The following is a 21,960-nucleotide window of genomic DNA, read 5'->3' on the forward strand; positions in this document are numbered from 1 at the left end:
GCTCCCGGAGGGCCGTCGTCGTGTCGCTACGACCGATCAGCAGTTGGTGTAGCCGTTGCCCGGCTTGGTCCACTTGCAGGTGTCGATCGTCTTGTCGGCGCTGGTGCGCACGTAGGCGACGTCGCCGCCGTTGTTCCACACGTGCTTGGTCTTGCCCCAGTAGCGGGTGGACGAGGTGTTCGAGCCCTTACCGGTGCGGACGTAGACGTTCTTGCCCGCGCCCAGGTAGTAGTTCGCGGTGAACCGGTAGAGGTTCCCGGCGGCGTCCCGCACGATCCAGCCCTTGAGGTTGACGGTGCTCTTGGTCTTGTTCGTGAGGCGGAAGTACTCGCCGTTGATGCTCTTGTTGGTCTTCTTGTCCACGCCGGGAGCGTTGTACTGGATCCGGGTGAACTGGATCGAACCCACCGCGGGGCCGGCCGGGGTCGTCGCCGGCGGCTTGGTCGGCGTCGTGGTGGGCGGCGTCGTCGGCGGCGTCGTGGGCGGCGTCGTGGGCGGGGTGGTCGGCGGGGTGGTGGGCGGGGTGGTGGGCGGCGTCGTCGGCGGGGTGGTCGGCGGCGTCGTCACCACACCGGTGTCGTACACCGGTGCCGGCAACGGGTTGCCCGGCGGCACCCCGTTGCTGCTGCCACTGCCGGCCGGCTGGTTCTCCGAGTAGTTGGCGACGACGTAGTTGTCCTGGTCCGCCCAGTCCTTGTCGTCACCCTCGAGGAATGCCCGGTAGTACGAGACGCCGGACGGCTGGTCCGCGACCGAGCCCTCGAAGATGGCGTACTTCTGGTTGTTGATCGTCACCTCGACGGTCGGGCCGGAGGCCACCGTCGTCCAGCCGCCGGACGAGGAGTAACGCTGGACCCTCACCGGCAGGCCCGGCTGGGCCGGATCGGCGTTGACGTGGTAATTCACCGTGCTTCCGCTCGCGGTGACCGTCAGGTCGGCCTTGACCCGGACAGGGCCCTTGCGGATCTGCGAGTAGCCGTCCTCGGTGCCGACCATGAAGACGTGGCCGGAGTCCATGTCGCGGTTGATGCTCCAGCGGCCGCTGGAGTTCGCCGTCGTGGTGACGTAACCGCCGTTGACGTAGTCGGTCGCCGGCCTTTCGGCGAGCTGCGCCTGGGTCCAGTTGTAGCCCCACACGTACGCCCACTCGTAGAGGCGGACGGTGTCGCCCGGGTCCGCCGTGCCGCTCAACGTGGTCGGGCCGAAGCCGGTCCGCAGCGGAACGATTTCGAAGGTCGGCGCGGCCGCGGCCGACGCCGGGTTGACGCCGAACACCGCCGCGGTGGCGGCCAGCGCACCGGCGGCGACGCTGCCGAGAATCGTTTTCGGTCGTCTTTGCATGTCGTTAGAGATCCTCCGTGGTGAGGGCAGCACCCAGAGCGCCCGCTCCGGCATTGAACGTTGACGCTATCGATAATCGATGCGCATGGTTATCGTTCATCCCGCCTGGGCACCCTACCCGCTGGTGCTACCCGCATGTGGTCCCACAAGGCACGCAGTGATCAAAAGCGCAGGTAAACGGCCCGATGAACCGCTGTCGGTAAAGTGACGGAGGTACCGGCCACGGTGATATTGGGCGATTTCAGTCAGCCGCCCGATTTCGCCGATAACTGCCCGGTGCGCGAAACCCGCAGTTCTATGAATCGGATGACATGACTGACTTGACTGCTGATTGTGCACGGTGCGCTGCGCTCTGTTGTGTCGCCCCGGCCTTCGCCCGCTCCTCGGATTTCGCCATCGACAAGCCGGCCGGGCAGCCCTGCCGCAACCTGGGCGACGACTTCCGCTGCACCATTCACGAGCGCCTGGAACAGCGCGGCTTCCACGGCTGCGTGGTGTTCGACTGCTTCGGCGCGGGTCAGCGCATAACCCAGGAGACGTTCGGCGGGCGGGACTGGCGGTCCACCCCGGGAATCGCCGGGGACATGTTCGCGGTGCTGCCGGTGATGCGTCAGTTGCACGAATTGATGTGGTACCTCACCGAGGCGCTGGAACTGGCCGAGACGCGGAAGCTGCACCCCGAACTGCGAGCCGTTCTCGACGAGACCGATGCGATGGCGGGCCGGTCGCCGGCCGAATTGCGAGAAATGGACGTGGACGCGTACCGGGGAAAGGTTGTTCCGCTTCTGCGCAGAGCGAGTGAAATGGCCCGGGCGAGCCGTCGGGGGCCGGACCACAGCGGCGCCCGCCTGATCGGTCGCCGCATGCGCGGCGCCGATCTGCGTGGCGCCAGTTTCCGCGGCGCGCTTCTCATCGGCGCCGATCTACGCGACGCCGACCTGCGCCGGGCCGATTTCACCGGGGCCGACATGCGGGGTACGGATCTGCGCGGCGCGAATCTGAACGGGGCTCTCTTCCTGACCTCGTCACAGTTGCGAGCCGCAGTGACGGACGACGATCGACTCTAGGATGGGTGGATGCAGCAGGTGTCCGGCGTGGTGTGGGTTCTGACCGTCCTCGGCATCGTCGGTCTCCTGCTGTTCGACTTCTTCTTTCACGTCCGCAAGGCGCACGTGCCCCGGCTGCGTGAGGCCGCACTGTGGACCTCCGTCTACGTCTCCGTCGCCATTCTGTTCGGGGTCGGGGTGTGGGTGTTCGGCGGCTCCACGATGGGCGCCGAGTACTTCGCGGGATACGTCACCGAGGAGGCGCTCTCGGTCGACAACCTGTTCGTCTTCCTGCTGCTGCTGGGCAGTTTCAAGGTGCCCCGGGCGGACCAGCAGAAGGTGCTGCTCTTCGGGATCGTGGTCTCGCTGCTGGCCCGGACCGGGTTCATCCTGCTCGGCGCCGCGCTGATCAACTCGTTCGCCTGGATCTTCTACCTGTTCGGCCTGATCCTGCTGGTCACCGCCGGAAACCTGCTGAGGGAGAAGCACGACGGCGAGGGCGAGCCGCCGAACAACATCGTGATCCGGCTGGCCCGCCGGTTCCTGCACACCTCGGAGACGTACGACGGGGACAAGCTCTTCACCTACCAGGACGGCAAGCGGGTGCTCACCCCGATGCTGCTGGTCATGGTGGCGATCGGCGGCACCGACATTCTCTTCGCGCTGGACTCGATCCCGGCCATCTTCGGCCTCACCCAGAACGTCTACCTGGTCTTCACCGCCACCGCCTTCTCCCTGCTCGGGCTGCGGCAGCTGTACTTCCTGATCGACGGGCTGCTGGACCGGCTGGTCTACCTGTCCTACGGGCTGGCCGCGATCCTCGCGCTGATCGGCGTGAAACTGGTGCTGCACGCCCTGCACGAGAACAACGTGTCGTTCATCAACGGCGGCGAGCCGGTCGACGTGGTCGAGATCCCGACCGCCGTGTCGCTCGGCATCATCGTCGGCGTCCTGCTGATCACCGTGATCGCCTCGTTGCTCAGCCCCAAGGGCCGGGCCCGCACCTCGGTGGCCGCCGCCCGCCGGCACGCCACCGAGTTCCTCGACGTCGAGACCGATCCGGCCTACTGCGACGAGATCTACCACCGGCTGCTGGCCGAGGAGGAAAATCTCAAGCGGCTGCCGGAGCGGCACCAGGCCCGGGTCCGGGAACAGGCCGAACTCATGGACCTGCTCCAGCGGGCGCACCGGCAGCACGACGAGCGGGTCGCCGCGGGGCACTGCTTCGCCCCGTCAGCGACCTGAGCGGTAGTCCCCGTCGAGGTAGGCGGAGAGGTTCGTCTGCCCGCCGTCGGGAGCCTCCGAGACCAGGTTGGCCACCCGGGCCGCCAGGCTGGCCGCGCGCGACGCCAGATCCGGCTCGGCGCTGCGGGAGTCCCGCTCGGCCCGCATCGCCTCCTCCGCGCGGAGCGCGTCGGCCTCCCGGCCGGGGCGATCGGCGTACGCGCGGGGCGCGGAGACCGGGGCGTCGTCCAGGTGGACCGGCTCCGGCTCCGGCTCGGGAAGCTCCGGGGCGGGCACCGGCACCGAGCCGAGCACCGTCACGGTCTGCCCCTCGCCGCCCTGGAAGTTGCTGAACTCGGGGCCGATCGCCAGGCGGGACAGCATCCGCACCTGCGGCGCCGGGACGCCGATCAGGTTGGCGTTCTCCACCCGGAAGTGGGCGATGGTCTTCCGCAGCAGGTTGGCGAGCCGGTCCGCGTCGCCGACCGTCGCCAGGTCGCCGCCCGCGAAGATCAGCGCCGGATGGGTGCCGGCCGGGCCGACGCAGACGAGCTGGATCTGGGTGACCGTGGCGTTGCGGCCGCTCTCCCGGTTGCCGGGCTGCACACGCAGGTGCTGCGGCCAGAGCCAGAACAGCTCGCCACTACTCTGCGTTCCGTCGGCCAGGTGCACGTACCGCACCCGGCGATCCGTGACGATGACGTCGGTCTCCTCCGGAAGCGTCCACCGGGGCAGCGACGAGGCCTCGTCGAACGCGTACTCGGCGACGGCGCAGCGGCCGCGCCACAGCACCCGCTCACCGCTGTCGAGCGGTCCGAGGTCCGTGCCGGTGGCGGACAGGAAGTGCTGGTGGTACATGCTCGCCTTCCCCCGGTGGTCGCCGCGATCAGGATCTCGCGGCAACATCGATTACAACCGGCTACCGCCGGTGTTGCCAGTGGCCGGGCGTGAATCACACCCGATCTCGAGAATTCGACACAACACGGTGATCATTGGTGCACCTTCGGCCTCGCGGTAGTCACTTTCGGTTACCGAAAAGACCTTCCGGTGGCAGAGGAGAGGCTACCGCCGCGGAGTCCGGAACGGGTGCCGCTCCGGCCGCGAACCGGTCCAGATCCGTCTCCACCCGGCCCGGGAACCAGTCCCCCGCGGCGCGCCGGGACAGCTCGGCGACCGGCGGCGGGGTACGCCCGGCGACCACCACGAGATTGCCGAAGCGCCGCCCGCGCAGCACCCCGGCGTCGGCCACCAGGCAGGCCTCCGGCAGCGCGGCCCGGATCGTGGCCACCTGGCCGCGGGCGAACCGCAGCCGCGGGCCGTCGGCCACGTTGGCGACCAGCCGGCCGGCCGGGTCCAGGATCCGCGCCAGTTCGCCGGCGAACTCGGCCGAGGCGAGATGGGCGGGTGTGCGGGCGCCCGCGAAGACGTCCAGGACGATCAGGTCGTAGCCGGAGTCGCGCATCCCCTCCACGGCGGCCCGGGCGTCCGCGATCCGGACCCGGATGTTGGCCGAGGACGGCAGGGGCAGCGCCGAGCGGACCAGCTCGACCAGCGGCCCGTCGATCTCCACGACCCGCTGCGCCGAACCGGGCCGGGTGGCGGCCACGTAGCGCGGCAACGTCAGCGCGCCGCCGCCCAGGTGCAGCACCCGCAGCGGGCGGCCCGCCGGGGCCGCCAGATCGATCGCGGCCGCCATCCGCCGGATGTACTCGAACTGCAGGTGGGTGGGGTCGGCCAGGTCGACGTGCGACTGCGGGGCGCCGTCCAGCAGCAGGGTCCACGCGGTGTCCCGGTCCGGGTCGGGGACCAGTTCGGCGACCCCGGAGGCGACCGTCTCCACTCGCCGTCGCGACGCCCTGCGCTGTGCCATCGGGCAAGTATCCCGGTAGCAGGTGGGTAGCGCGGCGCGGGGAACCCACAGGTCCCATCGGAAACAACCGACCACTGACCTGTGAGCATCTCCGAGCAGACGTTGAGCCGTCGCGGCGTGGTGGGTGGGATGGCCGCGGCCGGCGCCGCGGCCGCCCTGCCCACCGGCACGGCTGCCGTCGCCGCCGTCGCCGCGGCGGCCCCGGCCGCGTTCCTGCCCGCCGACCCGCTGCTGCACCTGCTGCGCCGGGCCACCTTCGGGCCTAGCCCGTCCTCGATCGCCGAGATCCGGCGGCTGGGCGCCAAGGCGTGGCTGGACCGGCAGCTCGCCCCGTCCTCGATCGCCGACCCGGTGGCCGACGGCGTGCTCGCCCGTCTGCCGCTGGCGCGGCTGGGCATCGACGAGATCCGTGCCCGGGTCGCCGCCGGCTCCCTCAAGCAGTACAGCTGGGAGCCGATGTGGCAGCTCGGCTACGCGGCCCTGACCCGGGCCCTCTGGAGCGAGCGGCAGCTGCTCGAGGTGATGACCGACTTCTGGAGCAACCACCTCAACGTGACCTGCCCGTCCGGTGACGTCTGGGACAGCCGGACCGACTACGACACGATGATCCGGAAGCACGCCCTCGGGAGGTTCTCCGACCTGCTCAAGGCGTCGGCCCGGCACCCGGCGATGCTCACCTACCTGGACAACCGCTACTCCACCCGTGCCGCGCCCAACGAGAACTACGGGCGGGAGCTGCTGGAACTGCACACCGTGGGGCCGGCGTACACCGAGACCGACGTGAAGAACGCCGCCCGGATGCTCACCGGCCTGACCGTGGACCGGGTCACCGGCCGGTACCGGTACGACGCCGCCGAGCACGGGACCGGGGCCGTCCGGGTGCTCGGCTTCCAGCACGCCAACACCACCGCGGCCGGGGGCGAGGCGGCCGCGCTGGCCCTGCTCGACCACCTGGCGCTGCACCCGTCGACCGCCCGCCGGATCGTCACCAAGCTGTGCGTCCGTTTCGTCGCCGACGAGCCGCCCGCCTCGCTGATCACCACGTTGGTCAAGGTCTACCTCGACAACCGGTCGGCGATCGTCCCGGTGCTGCGGGCGCTGTTCGGGTCCGCCGAGTTCGCGGCGTCGATCGGGGCCAAGACCCGGACACCGTACGAGGATCTGGCGGCGACCGTGCGCATCCTCGGCTACGGCCCGGCCGCCGGCGGCACCAAGTTCCTGGAGAGCCTCTACGGGATGGCGCGCGACGCCGGTCAGGCGCCACTGGCCTGGGGGTTGCCGAACGGTTACCCGGACGTGGCCGCCGCCTGGGCCTCGCCGTCCGGGCTGCTGGTGCGGTGGAACTTCCACCTGTCGATCGCGGCCGGCTGGTGGCCGGAGACGCTGGTCCGGCCCGCGTCACTGCTCACCGGGACGGTGGGCGCGCTGCCGGCGACCTACGGCGCGCTGATCGAGAAGACCGCGGTCCGCCTGTGTGGAATCGCACCCACCGCGAAGCAGATCGCGGCGCTGGCCGAATTCTACGGAAAGACGCCGGCGTCGCCGCTCAAGGCGAACGACCCGGCGGCCGGCTGGATGTACCCGTACCTGATGGGGATGCTGCTCAACTCCCCGTCCTTCGCGTTGAGGTGAGCCTGTGACGACTTCCGTGTGTGGATGCGAGGACAACCGGCAGGCCGTGCTCTCCCGGCGGCGGCTGCTGGCGGCCGGCGCCGCGGTGGCCGCCGGAGTGGCCGGGGCCACCGTCGACACCGGCCTGGCGTTCGCGGCCGACCCGGCGTACGCCGGTGACGTGCTGGTCCTGATCTCGCTGCGGGGCGGTTTCGACGGGCTGTCCGCCGTGGTGCCGGCCGGCGACCCCGCCTACTACGCCGCCCGGCCGACCATCGGGGTGCCGAAGGCGCGGCTGATCGGTGGCGACGCGTTCTTCGGGCTGAACCCGGGGCTGGCGCCGTTGCTGCCGTACTGGACCGGCAAGCAGCTCGCCGCGGTGCACGCGGTCGGCCAGCCGGCGCCGAACCGGTCCCATTTCTCCGCCATGGAGGAGCTGGAGCGGGCGGCCCCCGGCACCTCGCTGCGGACCGGCTGGCTGAACCGGATGCTCGGCACGGTCGGCTCCGGCGACCCGTTCCAGGCGGTCGCGATGGGAACCGCCATGCCGGCCCGGGTGCTGGGCGGGCCGGCGCCGTACGTCGGGGTGACCGCGATCGACCGGATGGTGCTCACCGGGGAACAGGCCGACCGGCCGATCGCCGCCACCATGGCCAGGCTGTTCGAGGGCGCGCCCACCGAGCTCCGGGGCGCCGCCGGGCAGTTGACCGGCGGCCTGCAACAGGTCGCGAAACTGCGGGCCAAGGCGTACACGCCGGCCAACGGCGCGGTCTACCCGGCCAGCGACCTCGGCAACGCGCTGCGCGACGTGGCCCGGCTGGTCAAGACCAACAGCGGGCTGCGGACCGCGACGGTCGACTCCGGCGACTGGGACATGCACGAGAACCTCGGCGTCGCGGCGCCCGGCAAACGGATGTACGACCAGCTCGAGGCGTTCGCCACCGCGCTCGCCGCGTTCGCCGCCGACCTGGGCCCGGAGCACCTGCGCCGGGTCACCGTGATCACGATCAGCGAGTTCGGGCGCCGCGTGGCGCAGAACGGCTCGGGCGGCCTGGACCACGGCTACGGCAACGCCATGTTCGTGCTCGGCGGCAACGTCAAGGGCGGCAAGGTGTACGGCCGGTGGCCCGGGTTGACCGAGGCCCAGCTGCGTGACGGCGACCTGGCGGTGACCACCGACTACCGCGCGGTGATCGGCGAGATCCTGCGCTCCCGGTGCGGGGTGGCCGACCTGGGCGGCGTGTTCCCCGGCGTCGCCGCCGCGGGCCTGGGGATCGTCACCGCAAGGTGACGAACCCGACGATGTTCGGCAAAACCTCTATAAGCCCCATCAGGTGCGTTCCACACTGATCGCATGTTGAGCAACCTGCTTGCCGAGATCATCGGCGCGCAGCGGCGGCCGCCCGCCGCGGACCGGTCTCCGGCCGGGCCGCCGCTGCGGATCCGCCGCCACGCCGCGGCCGAGGGCGCGCCGTTCTGGCGGTGGGACTGCTCGGGCTGCGGCGAGTACGGCGGTGGCCGGCACCACGACGACGCCGTCATCCGGGCGCTGCGGCACTGCCGGGAACACCCGGAGCACCGCTCCTCTCTTGTCCCACCGGCCTGCTGCCGGCGGGAGCGCACCTACCTGCCGCTGCACCCGATGCTCTACGCGCTCGACGACGACCCGCCGCCGGAGCCGCTGGCGACCTGAGCGGTCCCGGCCGCCGGATGCCTCCCCGGCAGCGGCCGCTTCCGGGCGCCGAGGATCCCGGCCACCCTGCGGAACAGCGGATCGGCGACCACGCCGGCCAGATCCCGGCCCAGCGGGATGCGCCAGTTCGGGTACTCGTCGAAGGTGCCCGGCAGATTCGGCTGGCGGCGCTCCATCAGGACGTCGTGCAGCGAGGCGACGACGAAACGGCAGGGCGTACGGGCGAGGAACTCGTGCATGACCGCCACCACCTCCTCGGCCGGCGGCTCGGCCCCGTTCAACAGGCCCTCGGCGCGCAGCCGGTCCAGCAGCTGCCCCCGGTCCTCGCGCCAGGCCGCACGCTCCCGCTCGACCGGACCGGTCAGCTGGCCCAGCGCGGCGCGTACCTCGACCTGCTCGCCGGCCAGGAAGCCGGACGCGGTCGGCAGATCGTGGGTGGAGACACTGGCCAGCGCGTTACGCGGATATCCGGCCGAAGGACGGTAGCCGCCCACCTCGTCCCGGGTGAACCAGAGCACCGCCGAGCCCAGCATGTTGGTCCGCTCCAGCCCCTCGGTGACCACCGGCATGACCGTCCCGAGGTCCTCGCCGATCACCACGGCCCCGGCCCGGTACGCCTCCAGCGCCAGGATCCCCAGCATCGCCTCCGGGTCGTAGTGCACGTACGTCCCCTTGGCCGCCCCGAGTCCGGACGGCACCCACCACAGCCGCCAGAGCCCCGCCACGTGGTCGACCCGCAGCCCGCCCGCGTGCCGGAAGATCCGCCGCAGCATGTCCCGGTAGGCCGCGTACCCGGTCTCGACCAGCCGGTCCGGCCGCCACGCCACCCCGCCCCACTCCTGGCCGAGCTGGTTGAACGCGTCCGGCGGCGCCCCGGTCCGGGCCTCCATGGCCAGCACGTCCTGGAGCAGCCACCCGTCGGCGCCGCCCGGCTCGACCGCCACCGCGAGGTCGTGCACGATGCCGACCGGCATGCCGTGGTCCCGGGCCGCCTCCCCGGCCGTGTCGAACTGCTCCTCCAGCAGAGCCTGCAACCAGACGTGGAAGGCGATCCGGTCACCGCGGTACGCCAGCACCGCCGGCGCGTCGGGGCGGCGCAGCTCCTCCGGCCACTCCCGCCAGTCCGGCCCGTGCTCCTCGGCCAGCGCGCAGAACCGGGCGAAATCGGTGAGCCCCGGATCCCGGTCCAGGTCGACCGGCCCGGCCAGCGGCCAGAGCAGGTCCAGCGCCGCGAACTTGGCGGCCAGCACGGCGTCGTAGTCGATCAGACCGTCCGCCGGTGGCGCGGGCCGCAGCGCGTCCACCCGGGCCCGCAGCGCCGGATCGGCCCGCTGGTACTCGGCGGTGTCGGCCACCCGCAGATAGAGCGGGTTGGCGAAGCGCCGGCTCGACGGCGAGTACGGCGACGCCGGCACCGGCCGGGTCGGCGTGACCGCGTGCAGCGGGTTCAGCACCACCAGCCCGGCGCCGGCCGACCCGGCCACGAAGTCGCGCAGGTCACCGAGGTCGCCCATGCCCCACGAGCCGGCCGAGTGGAGCGTGTAGAGCTGCACCATCCAGCCCCAGGTGTCCGGCGGCTCGGGCAGCCGGGTGGGCACCACCACGAGGGTGACCTCCTGGCCGCCGCAGCGCAGCCGGTGCCAGCCCAGCGGCAGGTCACCGGGCAGCCGCCGGTCCACCGTCCGGACGCCACCGTCCTCCAGCCGGATCTCGGCCGGCCCGGGCAGCGCCCGCCCGGCGCCCTCGCGCAGCACGATCGTGCCGGGCAGCCGGTCAGCGGTGTCCCGGCGCCGGGCCGCGGCCAGCGACGAACGGACCGCCGCCGGTGTGCCCGCGTCGACGCCCAGCATGCCGAGCACGCCGATCAGCGACTCGGCGGCCACCTCGGTGCGTTTGCGCCGCCAGTTCTCGTACCACGTGGCCACCCCGTGTGCCTCGGCCAGCGCCACCAGATTCGCGTCCATCGTCCGTCCCCTTCGGTCGCAACCACCACTCCGTACACGATCCCTCACTCGTTGCGTACATCGGTCAGCATGGGGCACATGGCTGACATGACCTCAGTGATCAGGAAGTGGTTCACCGCGACATTGGCCGGCGTGACGATGGCGTTGCTGGTCCCGGCGGCGGCCTGGGCGTCGACCGGCACCGGCGAGATGGTGATCGAGGCGGCCCGCCGCGGCCGGCGCGGTGGCCTGGGCTTCCTCGGAGCGCTCTGCTGCCTGTCCGTGGTGGGGATCATCCTCATCGTGGTCCTGCTGATCTCCCGTAACCGCAGGCGCCGCTGAGTCAGACCCTCTGGAACAGCGCCGGCACCAGGTTCGGATCCCAGCCGGGCAGGGATGTGTGCGGCTCGCGCACCCGGTAGACGACGTTCCGCTGGGAGACCAGATCCCCGGTCCGGTAGGCGGTGAACGCCCGCCACACCGGCGCGGATTTCGACGCGATCGGGGTGGTGACCCGGGCCGTGACGGTGACCGCGTCGACCACCATGCCGGAGGAGCGGTATCCGTCGCCGGACGCCGGGTTCAGCACGAAGGTGTACGGCCGGCTGTCCTTCTCCAGGGTGAGCCGGAACACCTCGCGGCCGTCCAGTGACCAGGTCAGCGTGGCCGGGGTCCAGTCGACGGCGTACGTGTGGAAGTCGTCGCCGTCCACCCGGTCCGAGCCGAGCACCTCGACCTGGCCGGCCGGCGCCCGCCCGTCGGCGCCGAGCACCCCGAGGGGCCGCCGTGCGCCGTCCTCCCGGTTCACCAGGATCCGCGCCTCGGCCCGCCCGGACGCCTGCCCGAAGGTCTTCCGGGTGCGCAGCGCCGAGCCGAGCAGGAGGTTCCCGTCACCGTCCAGCCAGGGGGAGGATCGGTGGCCGCCGCCGGTGTCCCAGCGGCCGCCGTCGGGGGCGTCGCCGCGTTCGCCGGAGAAATCGTCGCGGAGCACCACGCGGTTCACCGTGTCGGCCATGGCTGCGGCAGGCGTCCCCGTCACCGCCGCCCCGGAGACGATCACCACGGCCGCGGCCAGCGCGCGCCGCAGGCTCCCGCTCAACATCGAACAACCCCCGCTCAGATCAGCAGAGTGCACTCTGCGGACCTGGGAGCGCTAACAGCAAGGGTTTCGCCGAGAAATTTACGATCTAGTCGTAGTCCGGCCCACGGGTCTCGTGCATCGCCAGTTCCTCCGCGCTCGCGCCGCCACCGGCGGCGCCCGCGTCGTAGGCGATGCTCTCCGCCTCGTCGTCCCAGCCGGAGCCACTGTCCGGCGCGACCAGGCGGCCCACCCGGCGCGGATCGTCGTCGTCCAGCTGGCCGTCGTCGTAGAGCGAGATCGGTGACCGCGGATCCGACGTCGGGCCCTGGCCCCACACGTCCCGGTCCAGGTCACGCCGCTCCGGATCGTCGAGCGTCTCGTGCAGCGGGTCACGGCGCGGCGGGTTGGCCGGCTCGGCCCCGAAGTCCGGCTCCTCCTGGCGCAGCCGACGGTCCAGCGACTCGCCCCGGCGCTGTTCCTCGGCGGTGTCGCCGAACCGGTTCGACCCACCCGGTCCGGTGCCGGCGAGCGCGGCCGGGTCCTGGCCGTCGCTCCACCGCGGGCTGTTCACCTCGTCGTACGCGGTCGAATCGTCATCGGCGGTGTCCGGCAGTCCGGAGGCCTCCGGATCGATGACCTCGGTCGGGTAGTCGTTGTCTCGCATGCACGATGACTACCCACGCCCACGGCGGCTCATGCCCCTTCGAGGCAAGCCCAGACGACCTTCCCGTCGGCCAGCGCCAGATGACCCCAGCGGGCCGAGACCGAGTCGATCAGCAGCAGGCCACGACCACCGTACGAGGTGACCGGCACCGGCCCGGTGAAGCGCGGCGGCACGGGGGAGCCGTCGCGCACCGCCACGCTCATCGTCGTGCCGTGCAGCGCCAGCAGGACCCGCATCGGCGTACCGGCGTGTGCCACCACGTTGTTGACCATCTCGGTCGCCACGATGCAGGCGTTGCCGGCCAGGCCGGGCCGCTCCCAGCGCCCGCACGCCTCGGTGATCATCTCGCGGGCGGACCGGGCCGCGCCCGCCACCGGATCCAGGTCCAGGCCGGCCCGGTGATCGACGGTCGGCGGGCCCAGGGCCGCGAAGGCGCCGGCCGGATCGGGCCAGACCGGCCATCCGGTGGCACGCCAGGCCGGTGCGTCGGCCGGATCGCAGAGCATCAGGTGGCTGCCCGGCCAGTCCCGGGTCTCCTCGCGGATCTCGCGCAGCACACCCACCGCGGCGGCTCGGGACACCCGCAGGTCCGCCACATCGACCACGAGTGCCTCGGGCTGGGTGGCGAGCACGGCGAGTAACGCCGCGCGGATCGGAGCGGCGGTGTCGTCGTCGAGCACTCCGGTGATCCGGACCAGCGGGTAGCCAAGATCACTGTCCACCCGGTGACGAATCTCGCTCGACATGATCGCTCCATTGTGCATAGCACGTCCCGTCCTCGCATTTCGGCGCGTGAGGATGCGGTGCCGCGGTTAGCCGCAAAGGGCGCTACGACGGGCATGTCCTAGGTGGTACCCCGGCCTGGGACGTGTATGCCGGAAAGAGCGGATCAGCTCCGGCGGGCCAGCGCGGTCAGCACGCTCTCGTGCAGCAGCCCGTTCGTACCGATCACCGAACTCTTGTCGGCGGTCGGCCGCCCGTCCAGGTCGGTGATCCGGCCGCCCGCCTCGGTCACGATCGGGATGAGCGCCGCCATGTCCCAGAGCGACAGCTCCGGCTCGGCCATCGCGTCCAGCGCGCCCTCGGCCAGCAGCATGTAGCCGTAGAAGTCACCGTAGGCGCGGCTGCGCCACACCCCGAGCAGGATGTCCATCAGCTGGTCCAGGCGGCCGATGTCGGCCCAGCCGTTCAGGCTCGCATAGCAGAAACTGGCGTCGGTCATCCGGCGCACCGAGGAGACGCTGATCCGGGTCGCCGAGTGCTGGTTCTTCCCGGCGAAGGCGCCCAGGCCGCGACCGGCCCACCAGCGCCGGCCCAGAGCCGGCGCGGACACCAGGCCGACGACCGGGGTGTCACCCTCCATCAGCGCGATCAGGGTGGCCCAGATCGGTACGCCGCGGACGAAGTTCTTCGTCCCGTCGATCGGGTCGATCACCCAGTACCGGCTGCCCGGTCCGGCGGCCGCGGCCGACCGGCCGAACTCCTCGCCCAGCACCCCGTCCCGTGGGCGCGCCCGGGCCAGCGTGGAGCGGATCGCCTTCTCCACGGCGGTGTCCGCGTCGGACACCGGGGTGAGATCCGGTTTCGACTCCACCCTCAGGTCGAGCGCGCGGAACCGGGCCATCGAGATGGTGTCGGCCGAGTCGGCGAGGACGTGGGCAAGCGCAAGATCGTCGGCATATCCGGCCATGCCGAAAAGCTAGCCCATCCGACGCCGGCCAGCGTGCCGGGTTTCCCGCTTTCCAAGATCAGATCTCCTCCACGGGCTGGTCGCGCACGTCACCCTCGCCGGCGCGCGAGGCCAGCAGGCGACGGTACGACGCCAGGCGGCGCCCGTCGGCCTTCCCCTCGGCCACCCAGGCGTCCAGCCGGCAGTCCACCTCGGCGGCCGTGTGCCCGCAGTTCGGCTGATCATCGAGCGTGCCCTCGACCAGGTCCGGGAACCCGTGCAGCAGGCTCTCCGCGCTCACGTGCGCCAGCCCGAAACTGCGGATCCCGGGAGTGTCGACGATCCAGCCCGGGTCCCGGCGGGAACGGCCGACCGCGGGCAGGCGCAGCGCCACCGCGCTGGTCGAGGTGTGCCGCCCCTTGCCGATCGCGCTGACCGCGCCGACCGCCCGCAACGCGTCCGGCACCAGGCGGTTGACCAGCGTCGACTTGCCCACGCCGGAGTGGCCGACCAGCACCGAGATGCGACCGGCCAGCCGGGCGCGCAGCTCGTCCAGGTCGCTGCCGGGCCGGACCAGCACGTGCGGCAGGTCCAGTTCGGCGTAGTAGCCGAGCACGCCCTCCGGCCCGGCCAGGTCGGCCTTGGTGAGGCAGAGCAGCGGTTCCACGTCCGCGTCGTACGCCGCCACCAGGCAACGGTCGATGAACCCGGTCCGCGGCGGCGGGTCGGACAGCGCGCTGACGATCACCAACTGGTCCGCGTTGGCCACCACGACCCGCTCCAGCCGGCCCTCGGGGGTGGTGTCGTCGTCGTCCGCCGTCCGGCGGAGCACCGAGGAGCGCTCGCTGATCCGGACGATCCGGGCCAGCGCGCCGGGCGCCCCCGAGACGTCCCCGACCAGGGCCACCCGGTCGCCCACCACCACCGACTTGCGGCCCAGCTCGCGGGCCCGCATCGCGGTGATCACCTCGGTGCCGCCGCCCTCCTCACGGACGCAGCCGTACCGCCCCCGGTCGACGGTGATGACCAGGGCGTCGACCGCGTCGTCGTGCTTCGGGCGCGTCCGGGTACGCGGACGGGACGACTTACCCGGCCGGATCCGGACGTCGTCCTCGTCGTACTCCCGTTTACGCGCTGGCAGATCTAGCTCCTCGCCACGAGTCCCGCCCAGAGTTCCGGGAACTCGGGCAACGTCTTCGACGTACAACCTACGTCGGTCAGGTGGACGCCCGGCACGGCGAGCCCGATCACGGCCGCGGCGTGCGCCATCCGATGGTCCGCGTACGTCTCGAAGGTGGCCCCGCGCGGCGCCCCCGGGGCGATGCGCAGCCCGTCGCGGAACTCGGTCACCTCGGCGCCCACCCTACTCAGCTCGGTGGCGAGCGCGGTGATCCGGTCGGTCTCGTGGCCCCGGATGTGCTCCACCCCGCGCAGCTCGGACGGCCCCTCGGCGAGCGCGGCCAGCGCCGCCACCACCGGGGTCAGCTCGCCCACCTCGGAGAGGTCGGCGGTGATGCCGCGCAGCGTGCCGGTGCCCCGCACGGTCAGCCCCTCGGCGGACCGGGTGACCTCGGCGCCCAGCGCCCGGAAGATCCCGATGGCCTGGTCGACCGGCTGCCAGCTGTCGGCCGGCCAGCCGGCCAGCGTGACGGCGCCGCCGGTGACCGCGGCCGCCGCGAAGAACGGCGCCGCCCCGGACAGGTCGGGCTCGATGACCCACGTGCGACCGTGCAGCGGGCCGGGCTCGACCCTCCACACGTCGGCCACGCTGTCGTCGATCACCGCGCCGGCGGCCCGCAGCATGTGCGCCGTCATCCGCAGGTGCGGCGCGGACGGCACCGGCGGGCCCTCGTGCCGCAGGGTCAGCCCCTTGGCGAACCGGGCCGCGGAGAGCAGCAGGCCGGAGACGAACTGGCTGGACGCCGAGGCGTCGATCACCGCCTCGCCGCCCTCCACCACGCCGGTGCCGTGCACGGTCAGCGGCAGGCCGTCGATCGGTGAGGCGCCCACCGTCACGCCGAGCGAGCGCAGCGCCGCGACGATCGGGCGCAGCGGCCGCTTGCGCATGTGCGGGTCGCCGTCGAACTCGACCACGCCCTCGGCCAGCGCGGCGGCCGGCGGCAGGAACCGGGTGATGGTGCCGGCCAACCCCACGTCCACCCGGGCCGGGCCGCGCAGGGGGCCGGGGGTCACGGTCCACCGGTCGTCGGCCGAGGTGTCCACCTCGACACCGAGCGCACGCAGGCCGGACGCCATCAGCACGGTGTCACGGGCCCGCAGTGGCGCCTCGATCACCGAGGGGCCGTCGGCCAGCGCGGCGAGGATCAGGGCACGGGCGGTCATCGACTTGGAGCCGGGCAGCCGCACGGTCGTGGTGACCGGGCCGGTGGCGGTCGGGGCGAGCCAGGGACGGGGTTCTGCAGTCACGCCGCCATTCTGCCGCCGCCGTACGACGGTTCCGGGCCGCCTTCCCGCCTCCCGGGACATGCGTCACCCGGCTGGGCGTGGGGGCCGTTTCAGCGACGCCGAACCGGCCCCCACAGCCGGCCGGATCTCTGCGGCCGGCCCTCAGGGCTGTTTCGTGGGCCCTGGGACAGCCCTGAGGGCCGGCCGGACGTGTGGCGGGGCGGACGAGTGTTCGAAACCGGCGTACCGTGCTGCCCATGTGCGGGCGATACGCGACCACCCGGAGCAACGCGGACCTCACCAGGCTGTTCGAGGCCGTGGATGTGGCCGAGCCGTTGCGCGCGAGCTGGAACGTCGCACCCACCGATCCGGTCCCGCTGATCCGGATGTCGAAGGAGCACGAGGGCCGGGTACTGGACACCGCCCGCTGGGGTCTCGTGCCGCACTGGGCGAAGGACCTGAAGGTCGGCGCCCGCATGATCAACGCGCGCGCCGAGACGGTCGCCGAGCTGCGATCGTTCGCCCCGTCGTTCGCCAAGCGGCGCTGCCTGGTCCCGGCCGACGGCTGGTTCGAGTGGGTCCGCGACGGCAAGGAGAAGCAGGCGTTCTACATGACGCCGGCGGACGGGTCGCCGCTCGCCTTCGCCGGTCTCTGGTCGGCCTGGGGCCCGGAGTCGGTGCTCACGTGCAGCGTGGTCACCACCGCGGCGGTCGGCGGCCTGACCCGGGTGCACGACCGGATGCCGCTCGTCCTGCCGCCCGAGCGGTGGGCGGACTGGCTGGCCGGCGGTGGCGAGCCGGAGCGGTTGCTGCGCCCGCTCTCCGTACGGGAACTGGATGCCATCGAGATCCGTCCGGTGGGACCGACGGTCGGCAATGTGCGCAACAACGGACCGGAGTTGATCGAAGCCGATCCGCAGGTAACGCTTTTTTGAACAAGTGAAGATCAACGAAGGTCTTTGTCGGTTTATGTGGCCATTCTCGTTGGCCAACTTTGTTTCAAGATAGATCAACCCCTTGTTCTGATCTTGTACCCTGCGGTACAAACCAGCGCCGGAGTGGTGCCGGACCGTAAGGTGCGGCCCGGCCGCCACAAGCAGTTCCGGTCCCACGGGGGAGGTGGGCTGATGACACGAGCACGCATGCCGCGTCCGCACGAGGTAGCCATCGCGCGACGCGACCCGCGGCTGCTCGAGGCGATCGCGCAACGACGTACCGACGAGGCCTGGCGCACACGGGGCGCCTGCCGCAGCGTGGATCCCGAGACGTTCTTTCCGGCACCCAACGAGCCGTCCGGTGGCGCCGTCGCCCTGTGCGGCACGTGCGAGGTGCAGGGCCCATGCCTGGCCTGGGCGCTCCAGGTCGGCGACTGCCACGGCGTCTGGGGCGGCACCACGCCACGGGAGCGCCGGGCCATGCTGGTGGCCTGGCGGGAGCGGATCCAGGCCGACGGTGAGGAGATCGACGACTCGCCGGACGCCGAGGATCGCCGTCTTCTCAACCTGATTCCGGTCAGTCGCTGATACAACGGGACTCGTGTCCCGTTCGGATCTTGAAATCGAAACGCCGCGCGGCCCCGCGGTCGTGGCCGTCAGCGACCCCTCCGGTCCGGCGCTGTCCCTCCTCGTCCTCGGTCACGGGGCCGGTGGCGGGGTCGACGCGCCGGACCTGGTGGCGGTGTGCGACGCCGCGGTGGCCGCCGGGGTCCGGGTCGCCCTGGTCACGCAGCCGTACCGGGTGGCGGGCCGTCGTGCGCCCGCGCCGGCCGGGCACCTCGACGAGGCCTGGACCGAGGTGGTGCGCGCGATCGACGTACCGGGGATGCCGTTGATCGTGGGCGGGCGCTCCAGCGGAGCGCGCGTCGCGTGCCGGACCGCGACCACCCTCCGCGCCGCGGGGGTGCTCGCCCTGGCCTTCCCGCTGCATCCGCCGGGCAAGCCGGAGAAGAGCCGGGCGGGGGAGTTGCCCACCGATCTGCCGGCACTGGTGATCAACGGTGACCGGGACCCGTTCGGGGTGCCGGAGCCGGCCGGCACGGTCGAGGTGGCCGTTCGGCCGGGCGCCGTGCACGATCTACGCAAAGGCCTCTCCGACTCGGTGGTGATCGCGATCGAATGGCTCCGTCGCCATTCCTGGGCGCGCTGAGATCGGGAATGTGAGGCACCCTTGCCGGCGTTGCAGCGGATGAGACTTTGTCGGCGGGAAGGGGTTCTGTGGTGCGTGCCGGTACCGAATGCGTCGAGCGTGACGGCCGGGGGGCGAACCGGGTGCGGAGCCTTCTGAGCTCCCCCGAGTGGCCCGCGGCCGAGGCTCCGCCGGTGTCGCCGTCGGTGAGCGTGAGCACACCCGCGGTTTTCGAGAGCGGCACAGGGGCTCTACCCGTATCCTCGGCGGGGCGGTCGAGGGGAGAGTCCAGGGTGGTCCAGAGGGAGCGGATCGAGGAGCGCCGAGAGCGCTTCGAGCGTGAGGCGTTGCCGTTCGTCGACCAGTTGTACGCGGCCGGCCTGCGGATGACGCGGAATCCGGCCGACGCCGAGGACCTGGTGCAGGAGACGTTCCTGAAGGCGTTCTCCGCCTTCCACCAGTTCGAACAGGGCACGAACCTCAAGGCCTGGCTCTACCGGATCCTGACGAACACGTACATCAACTCGTACCGGCGCAAGCAGCGGCAGCCGGTGCAGGCGCCGACCGAGGAGATCACCGACTGGCAGCTCGCGTCGAGCGAGTCGCACACGTCGCAGGGGCTGCGGTCGGCCGAGACCGAGGCGCTGGACCGGCTGCCGGACAGCGACATCAAGGAAGCGCTGCAATCCCTGCCGGAGGACTTCCGGCTCGCCGTCTACCTCGCCGATGTCGAGGGTTTCTCGTACAAGGAGATCGCCGACATCATGGGCACGCCGATCGGCACGGTCATGTCCCGGCTGCACCGCGGCCGGCGCAACCTGCGCAAGCTGCTCGAACGGTACGCGGTGGACCGGGGCATCACCCGGGCCGCGACCTCCGAGCCGCAGGGGGCGTGACGACATGGAGCCCGAGGAGAATGAGAACGACTGCGGGATCGTCCTGAGCGAGGTCTACCTCTACCTGGACCTGGAGTGCTCGGAGGAGCGCCGCCGGCTGATCCAGAAGCACCTCGACGAGTGCGCCGGCTGCCTGCGTGAGTTCGGCATCGAGCACGACGTGAAGGCGCTGGTCAGCCGGTGCTGCGGCGACGAGCGGGCGCCGGCCGAGCTGCGCGACCGGCTGCGTCACAAGCTGGGGCAGCTCGAGGTGCAGACGGAGACCAAAGAGTTCCTGCCCTGAAATGACGAAAGGCCCGGCGATCGCCGGGCCTTCTCGCTTTTCAGCTGTTGGGGCGCTTGCCGTGGTTGGCGCTGCTCTTCTTACGGGCCTTCTTCTTGCGAGCCTTCTTGGCCATGTCGCGTCTCCTGTTCGTGGTGCTGGAACTCGTTGCCGATCGTAATGGGCCGGTCCGGCCGGACCGGACTCACCCGCGTCGGATCCGTGGTTTGATGACCTTCACCGAACCGTGCCGACGGACGAGGAGGCCGAGCCATGGCGGACGAGATCCGTGCCGAGATGGGGGCCAACGTGTGGAAGGTCGTGACCGCACCCGGCGCCACCGTGACCCAGGGGGACACGCTGGTCATCCTGGAGTCGATGAAACTGGAGGTCCCGGTGCAGGCCGAGACCACCGGGACGGTCGCCCGGCTGGCCGTGCACGAGGGTGACACGGTCCAGGAGGGCGACCTCATCGCCGTCATCGACTAGGGCGCGTCCTAGTCGCGCCGCCAGCGCAGCAGGGAGCGTCCCCGGCCCCGCTGACGGGGGACGGCCGGGACACGGATGGTGGCCGCGGCCAGTTCCCGGGTCGGCCGGTCCAGGGCGGGCGCGGCCAGAGCGAGTTCGGCGACCGCGCGGGCGTTCGGCCGGGAGGCGGTCTCGGTGAGCCGCGCCGCCACCACGGCGGCCACGTCGGCCCGGGCCTCCGGATCCACCCAGGCGTAGGCGACCAGGGCGAACAGCGCGGCCTGGGTCACCCGGTCCACCTCGCCGTCGAGCAGGCCGAGCAGCAGCCGGCGGCGGCTCGACTCCGGCCAGGGCTCCTCGGCCCCGTGGTGCAGCAGCCCGAGGCAGGCCCACACCTCCAGCCCGTTCTGCTGGTCGGCGCGGGCGGTCTCCGGGTGGGCGAGCAGGGCCAGAAGTTCCCACGGCTCGACCAGGACCAGACCCAGCGCCCGGTCGTAGGCGCCCGGCGGGTGCGGCCAGGTGGGGCCGGAGATCCGGTGCAGGCGGTGCAGCGCGTCGGCGGACGGCTCGGCGTTGACCGGTGCCCGGCCGGCGGGCAGCGGCGCCCCGGCCGGGAGCCCGCCCAGCCACGGCGTCTCCCGGCAGCACTCCTCCAGGTCGGTGTGCTCGTGGGCGTCGTCCGGGTGGCCGCGGATGAAGTCGGCCAGGTCGACCAGGTGGGCGACGTCGCCGTCGGCCCGGTAGCGAAGCCGGTGGGCGGTGTGCACCACGCAGTCGAAGTCCGGGTCGCGTTCCAGGGCGAGTTCGGTCCAGCGGAGCGCCTCGTCGAGCCTGCCCAGGTCGGCCAGGGTGGCGGCGACGTCGGCGTACACCGAGAGGTCGTCGGGGTCGTAGGCGACGGCGCGGCGCAGTGCGGCGAGCGCCTCCGGCATCCGGCCGGCGCTGCGGTACGCGTACCCCAGCCAGATCTCGGCGAGCTTGGACGGCTGTGCCCGGGCGCCCCGCCCGGCCCAGTCGACGGCCAGCCGCACCTCACCGAGCCGGCGGGCCAGCGCCGAGCCGGCACCGAGCAGCATGCCGTGCTCGCCGTGGGCGGCGATCGCGTGCCGGACCACCTCGAGGTACGGCCGCAGCGTGGTGACCGAGCCGGCCGGGGCCGGGTCACCGACCGCGGTGCAGAGCCGCATCACGGTACGCGCGAGCACCCCCGGATCGATCCGCGCGCCGAGGGCCGGGTCGCCGACCCAGGGCACTCCGGCCCAGTCCAGCCCCGGGCTGTGCCCGCTGGCGGCGGCGAGCAGTGGCAGCCCTTCCTCGGGGTGCCCGGTGGCGGCGAGCAGGTGGGCCCGGGCGGCGAGCCGGCCGACCGGCGCGTGCGCCTCCACCGGGAACAGGTCCAGCCCGCCGTCGGCTCGTGCCGCCAACCGGCTGAGCAACTCGTGGGTGTCGGGCAGGGTGGGGGCGTGGGCCAGGGCGGCGGCGATGTGCCCGGCCGCGGACGCGGTTTCGCCGCGCTCGAGGGCGTCACGAGCACGCGCGAGGTCACGGTGGGCCGAGGGGGAATCCACGAGTGAAGACCCTAGGGGAAGTGCCGCTCGTTGTCAGTCCTCACGTTTGCTCGTTCATGCACGAAACCTTGACCTAGTAAGCTGTTTCTTGCAA

24 protein-coding genes are annotated in these 21,960 nt (G+C 72.0%); 12 read left to right on the forward strand and 12 right to left on the reverse strand.

The genetic code is table 11. The features are described 5' to 3' along the window. Positions 1-36 precede the first annotated feature (36 nt). Positions 37-1,341, reverse strand: coding sequence for a lamin tail domain-containing protein (locus KZ829_RS06085; RefSeq protein ID WP_246635081.1), 1,305 nt, complete (start codon positions 1,339-1,341; stop codon positions 37-39). A gap of 311 nt (positions 1,342-1,652) precedes the next feature. On the opposite strand from KZ829_RS06085, the gene KZ829_RS06090 reads away from it, so the two are divergent. Next, positions 1,653-2,408: a pentapeptide repeat-containing protein gene (locus KZ829_RS06090; RefSeq protein ID WP_220142823.1), complete on the forward strand. Its 756-nt coding sequence runs from the start codon at positions 1,653-1,655 to the stop codon at positions 2,406-2,408. A 9-nt stretch (positions 2,409-2,417) separates the two neighbouring features. Then, positions 2,418-3,632: a TerC family protein gene (locus KZ829_RS06095; RefSeq protein WP_220142824.1), complete on the forward strand. Its 1,215-nt coding sequence runs from the start codon at positions 2,418-2,420 to the stop codon at positions 3,630-3,632. Here the strand turns inward: KZ829_RS06095 and KZ829_RS06100 are convergent. Beyond that, complete coding sequence (locus KZ829_RS06100; protein WP_220142825.1) at positions 3,621-4,469, reverse strand: translation initiation factor 2; 849 nt, start codon at positions 4,467-4,469, stop codon at positions 3,621-3,623. The genes KZ829_RS06095 and KZ829_RS06100 overlap by 12 nt on opposite strands. Positions 4,470-4,629: 160 nt before the next feature. Then, positions 4,630-5,481, reverse strand: a complete 852-nt coding sequence (locus tag KZ829_RS06105) for a spermidine synthase (RefSeq protein ID WP_220142826.1) — start codon at positions 5,479-5,481, stop codon at positions 4,630-4,632. Between the two features lie 81 nt (positions 5,482-5,562). Here KZ829_RS06105 and KZ829_RS06110 point away from each other — a divergent pair, with 81 nt between their 5' ends. From KZ829_RS06110 to KZ829_RS06120, 3 genes are all read left to right on the forward strand, one after another. Beyond that, positions 5,563-7,113, forward strand: a complete 1,551-nt coding sequence (locus tag KZ829_RS06110) for a DUF1800 domain-containing protein (protein ID WP_308285357.1) — start codon at positions 5,563-5,565, stop codon at positions 7,111-7,113. Between the two features lie 4 nt (positions 7,114-7,117). Continuing rightward, positions 7,118-8,383 carry a DUF1501 domain-containing protein gene (locus KZ829_RS06115; protein WP_308285358.1) on the forward strand — a complete coding sequence of 422 codons (1,266 nt, stop codon included), beginning with the start codon at positions 7,118-7,120 and terminating at the stop codon, positions 8,381-8,383. Positions 8,384-8,446: 63 nt separating this feature from the next. Next, on the forward strand, positions 8,447-8,785 hold the full coding sequence (locus KZ829_RS06120; protein WP_220142827.1) for a hypothetical protein: 339 nt from the start codon (positions 8,447-8,449) through the stop codon (positions 8,783-8,785). Here KZ829_RS06120 and malQ read toward each other — a convergent pair. Next, positions 8,740-10,749 (reverse strand): 4-alpha-glucanotransferase, encoded by a 2,010-nt coding sequence (gene malQ, locus KZ829_RS06125; protein ID WP_220142828.1) that lies wholly within the window; start codon positions 10,747-10,749, stop codon positions 8,740-8,742. The genes KZ829_RS06120 and malQ overlap by 46 nt on opposite strands. A 78-nt stretch (positions 10,750-10,827) precedes the next feature. On the opposite strand from malQ, the gene KZ829_RS06130 reads away from it, so the two are divergent. Continuing rightward, on the forward strand, positions 10,828-11,070 hold the full coding sequence (locus tag KZ829_RS06130) for a hypothetical protein (RefSeq protein ID WP_372453839.1): 243 nt from the start codon (positions 10,828-10,830) through the stop codon (positions 11,068-11,070). 1 nt (position 11,071) lies between these two features. Here KZ829_RS06130 and KZ829_RS06135 read toward each other — a convergent pair whose 3' ends face one another. The 6 genes from KZ829_RS06135 to aroA all read right to left on the reverse strand — a co-directional run bounded on the left by KZ829_RS06135 (position 11,072) and on the right by aroA (position 16,629). Continuing rightward, on the reverse strand, positions 11,072-11,830 hold the full coding sequence (locus KZ829_RS06135) for a carbohydrate-binding protein (protein WP_220142829.1): 759 nt from the start codon (positions 11,828-11,830) through the stop codon (positions 11,072-11,074). Positions 11,831-11,915: 85 nt separating this feature from the next. Then, positions 11,916-12,473 carry a DUF5709 domain-containing protein gene (locus KZ829_RS06140; RefSeq protein WP_220142830.1) on the reverse strand — a complete coding sequence of 186 codons (558 nt, stop codon included), beginning with the start codon at positions 12,471-12,473 and terminating at the stop codon, positions 11,916-11,918. Between the two features lie 29 nt (positions 12,474-12,502). Beyond that, positions 12,503-13,219: an ATP-binding protein gene (locus tag KZ829_RS06145; protein WP_246635082.1), complete on the reverse strand. Its 717-nt coding sequence runs from the start codon at positions 13,217-13,219 to the stop codon at positions 12,503-12,505. A gap of 143 nt (positions 13,220-13,362) precedes the next feature. Continuing rightward, positions 13,363-14,163 (reverse strand): histidinol-phosphatase, encoded by an 801-nt coding sequence (gene hisN, locus KZ829_RS06150; protein ID WP_220142832.1) that lies wholly within the window; start codon positions 14,161-14,163, stop codon positions 13,363-13,365. A 58-nt stretch (positions 14,164-14,221) separates the two neighbouring features. After that, entirely contained in the window at positions 14,222-15,283 is a 1,062-nt protein-coding gene (gene rsgA / locus KZ829_RS06155; RefSeq protein WP_220142905.1) for a ribosome small subunit-dependent GTPase A, read from the reverse strand. Between the two features lie 2 nt (positions 15,284-15,285). After that, positions 15,286-16,629, reverse strand: coding sequence for a 3-phosphoshikimate 1-carboxyvinyltransferase (aroA, locus tag KZ829_RS06160; RefSeq protein ID WP_220142833.1), 1,344 nt, complete (start codon positions 16,627-16,629; stop codon positions 15,286-15,288). Between the two features lie 176 nt (positions 16,630-16,805). Between aroA and KZ829_RS06165 the strand changes: the two genes are divergently transcribed. From KZ829_RS06165 to rsrA, 5 genes are all read left to right on the forward strand, one after another. Continuing rightward, on the forward strand, positions 16,806-17,483 hold the full coding sequence (locus tag KZ829_RS06165) for an SOS response-associated peptidase (protein WP_220142834.1): 678 nt from the start codon (positions 16,806-16,808) through the stop codon (positions 17,481-17,483). Between the two features lie 192 nt (positions 17,484-17,675). After that, entirely contained in the window at positions 17,676-18,071 is a 396-nt protein-coding gene (locus KZ829_RS06170) for a WhiB family transcriptional regulator (protein WP_183216962.1), read from the forward strand. A 13-nt stretch (positions 18,072-18,084) separates the two neighbouring features. Continuing rightward, positions 18,085-18,693, forward strand: coding sequence for an alpha/beta hydrolase family protein (locus tag KZ829_RS06175; protein WP_220142835.1), 609 nt, complete (start codon positions 18,085-18,087; stop codon positions 18,691-18,693). A 71-nt stretch (positions 18,694-18,764) separates the two neighbouring features. Beyond that, positions 18,765-19,568: a sigma-70 family RNA polymerase sigma factor gene (locus KZ829_RS06180; protein WP_220142836.1), complete on the forward strand. Its 804-nt coding sequence runs from the start codon at positions 18,765-18,767 to the stop codon at positions 19,566-19,568. Between the two features lie 4 nt (positions 19,569-19,572). After that, positions 19,573-19,851: a mycothiol system anti-sigma-R factor gene (gene rsrA / locus KZ829_RS06185; RefSeq protein WP_183216956.1), complete on the forward strand. Its 279-nt coding sequence runs from the start codon at positions 19,573-19,575 to the stop codon at positions 19,849-19,851. Positions 19,852-19,891: 40 nt separating this feature from the next. Here rsrA and KZ829_RS44810 read toward each other — a convergent pair whose 3' ends face one another. Beyond that, on the reverse strand, positions 19,892-19,966 hold the full coding sequence (locus KZ829_RS44810; protein ID WP_369752275.1) for a 50S ribosomal protein bL37: 75 nt from the start codon (positions 19,964-19,966) through the stop codon (positions 19,892-19,894). A 137-nt stretch (positions 19,967-20,103) separates the two neighbouring features. Between KZ829_RS44810 and KZ829_RS06190 the strand changes: the two genes are divergently transcribed. Then, positions 20,104-20,319 (forward strand): biotin/lipoyl-binding carrier protein, encoded by a 216-nt coding sequence (locus tag KZ829_RS06190; protein ID WP_183216955.1) that lies wholly within the window; start codon positions 20,104-20,106, stop codon positions 20,317-20,319. Positions 20,320-20,327: 8 nt separating this feature from the next. Here KZ829_RS06190 and KZ829_RS06195 read toward each other — a convergent pair whose 3' ends face one another. Next, positions 20,328-21,866, reverse strand: coding sequence for a tetratricopeptide repeat protein (locus KZ829_RS06195; RefSeq protein WP_220142837.1), 1,539 nt, complete (start codon positions 21,864-21,866; stop codon positions 20,328-20,330). Positions 21,867-21,960 lie beyond the last annotated feature (94 nt).

The organism is Actinoplanes hulinensis (assembly GCF_019429605.1).
Taxonomy (GTDB): domain Bacteria; phylum Actinomycetota; class Actinomycetes; order Mycobacteriales; family Micromonosporaceae; genus Actinoplanes; species Actinoplanes campanulatus.

Excerpts from the sequence above, each read along its gene's own strand:
- malQ (WP_220142828.1), bottom strand. The coding sequence starts at position 10,749 with ATGGACGCGAATCTGGTGGCGCTGGCCGAGGCACACGGGGTGGCCACG.
- KZ829_RS06140 (WP_220142830.1), bottom strand. The coding sequence starts at position 12,473 with ATGCGAGACAACGACTACCCGACCGAGGTCATCGATCCGGAGGCCTCC.
- KZ829_RS06130 (WP_372453839.1), top strand. The coding sequence starts at position 10,828 with ATGGCTGACATGACCTCAGTGATCAGGAAGTGGTTCACCGCGACATTG.
- KZ829_RS06165 (WP_220142834.1), top strand. The coding sequence starts at position 16,806 with ATGTGCGGGCGATACGCGACCACCCGGAGCAACGCGGACCTCACCAGG.
- KZ829_RS06100 (WP_220142825.1), bottom strand. The coding sequence starts at position 4,469 with ATGTACCACCAGCACTTCCTGTCCGCCACCGGCACGGACCTCGGACCG.
- aroA (WP_220142833.1), bottom strand. The coding sequence starts at position 16,629 with ATGTCCCGGGAGGCGGGAAGGCGGCCCGGAACCGTCGTACGGCGGCGG.
- KZ829_RS06095 (WP_220142824.1), top strand. The coding sequence starts at position 2,418 with ATGCAGCAGGTGTCCGGCGTGGTGTGGGTTCTGACCGTCCTCGGCATC.
- hisN (WP_220142832.1), bottom strand. The coding sequence starts at position 14,163 with ATGGCCGGATATGCCGACGATCTTGCGCTTGCCCACGTCCTCGCCGAC.
- KZ829_RS06120 (WP_220142827.1), top strand. The coding sequence starts at position 8,447 with ATGTTGAGCAACCTGCTTGCCGAGATCATCGGCGCGCAGCGGCGGCCG.
- KZ829_RS06085 (WP_246635081.1), bottom strand. The coding sequence starts at position 1,341 with ATGCAAAGACGACCGAAAACGATTCTCGGCAGCGTCGCCGCCGGTGCG.
- rsrA (WP_183216956.1), top strand. The coding sequence starts at position 19,573 with ATGGAGCCCGAGGAGAATGAGAACGACTGCGGGATCGTCCTGAGCGAG.
- KZ829_RS06090 (WP_220142823.1), top strand. The coding sequence starts at position 1,653 with ATGACTGACTTGACTGCTGATTGTGCACGGTGCGCTGCGCTCTGTTGT.
- KZ829_RS06190 (WP_183216955.1), top strand. The coding sequence starts at position 20,104 with ATGGCGGACGAGATCCGTGCCGAGATGGGGGCCAACGTGTGGAAGGTC.
- KZ829_RS06170 (WP_183216962.1), top strand. The coding sequence starts at position 17,676 with ATGACACGAGCACGCATGCCGCGTCCGCACGAGGTAGCCATCGCGCGA.
- KZ829_RS06105 (WP_220142826.1), bottom strand. The coding sequence starts at position 5,481 with ATGGCACAGCGCAGGGCGTCGCGACGGCGAGTGGAGACGGTCGCCTCC.
- KZ829_RS06145 (WP_246635082.1), bottom strand. The coding sequence starts at position 13,219 with ATGTCGAGCGAGATTCGTCACCGGGTGGACAGTGATCTTGGCTACCCG.
- KZ829_RS06135 (WP_220142829.1), bottom strand. The coding sequence starts at position 11,830 with ATGTTGAGCGGGAGCCTGCGGCGCGCGCTGGCCGCGGCCGTGGTGATC.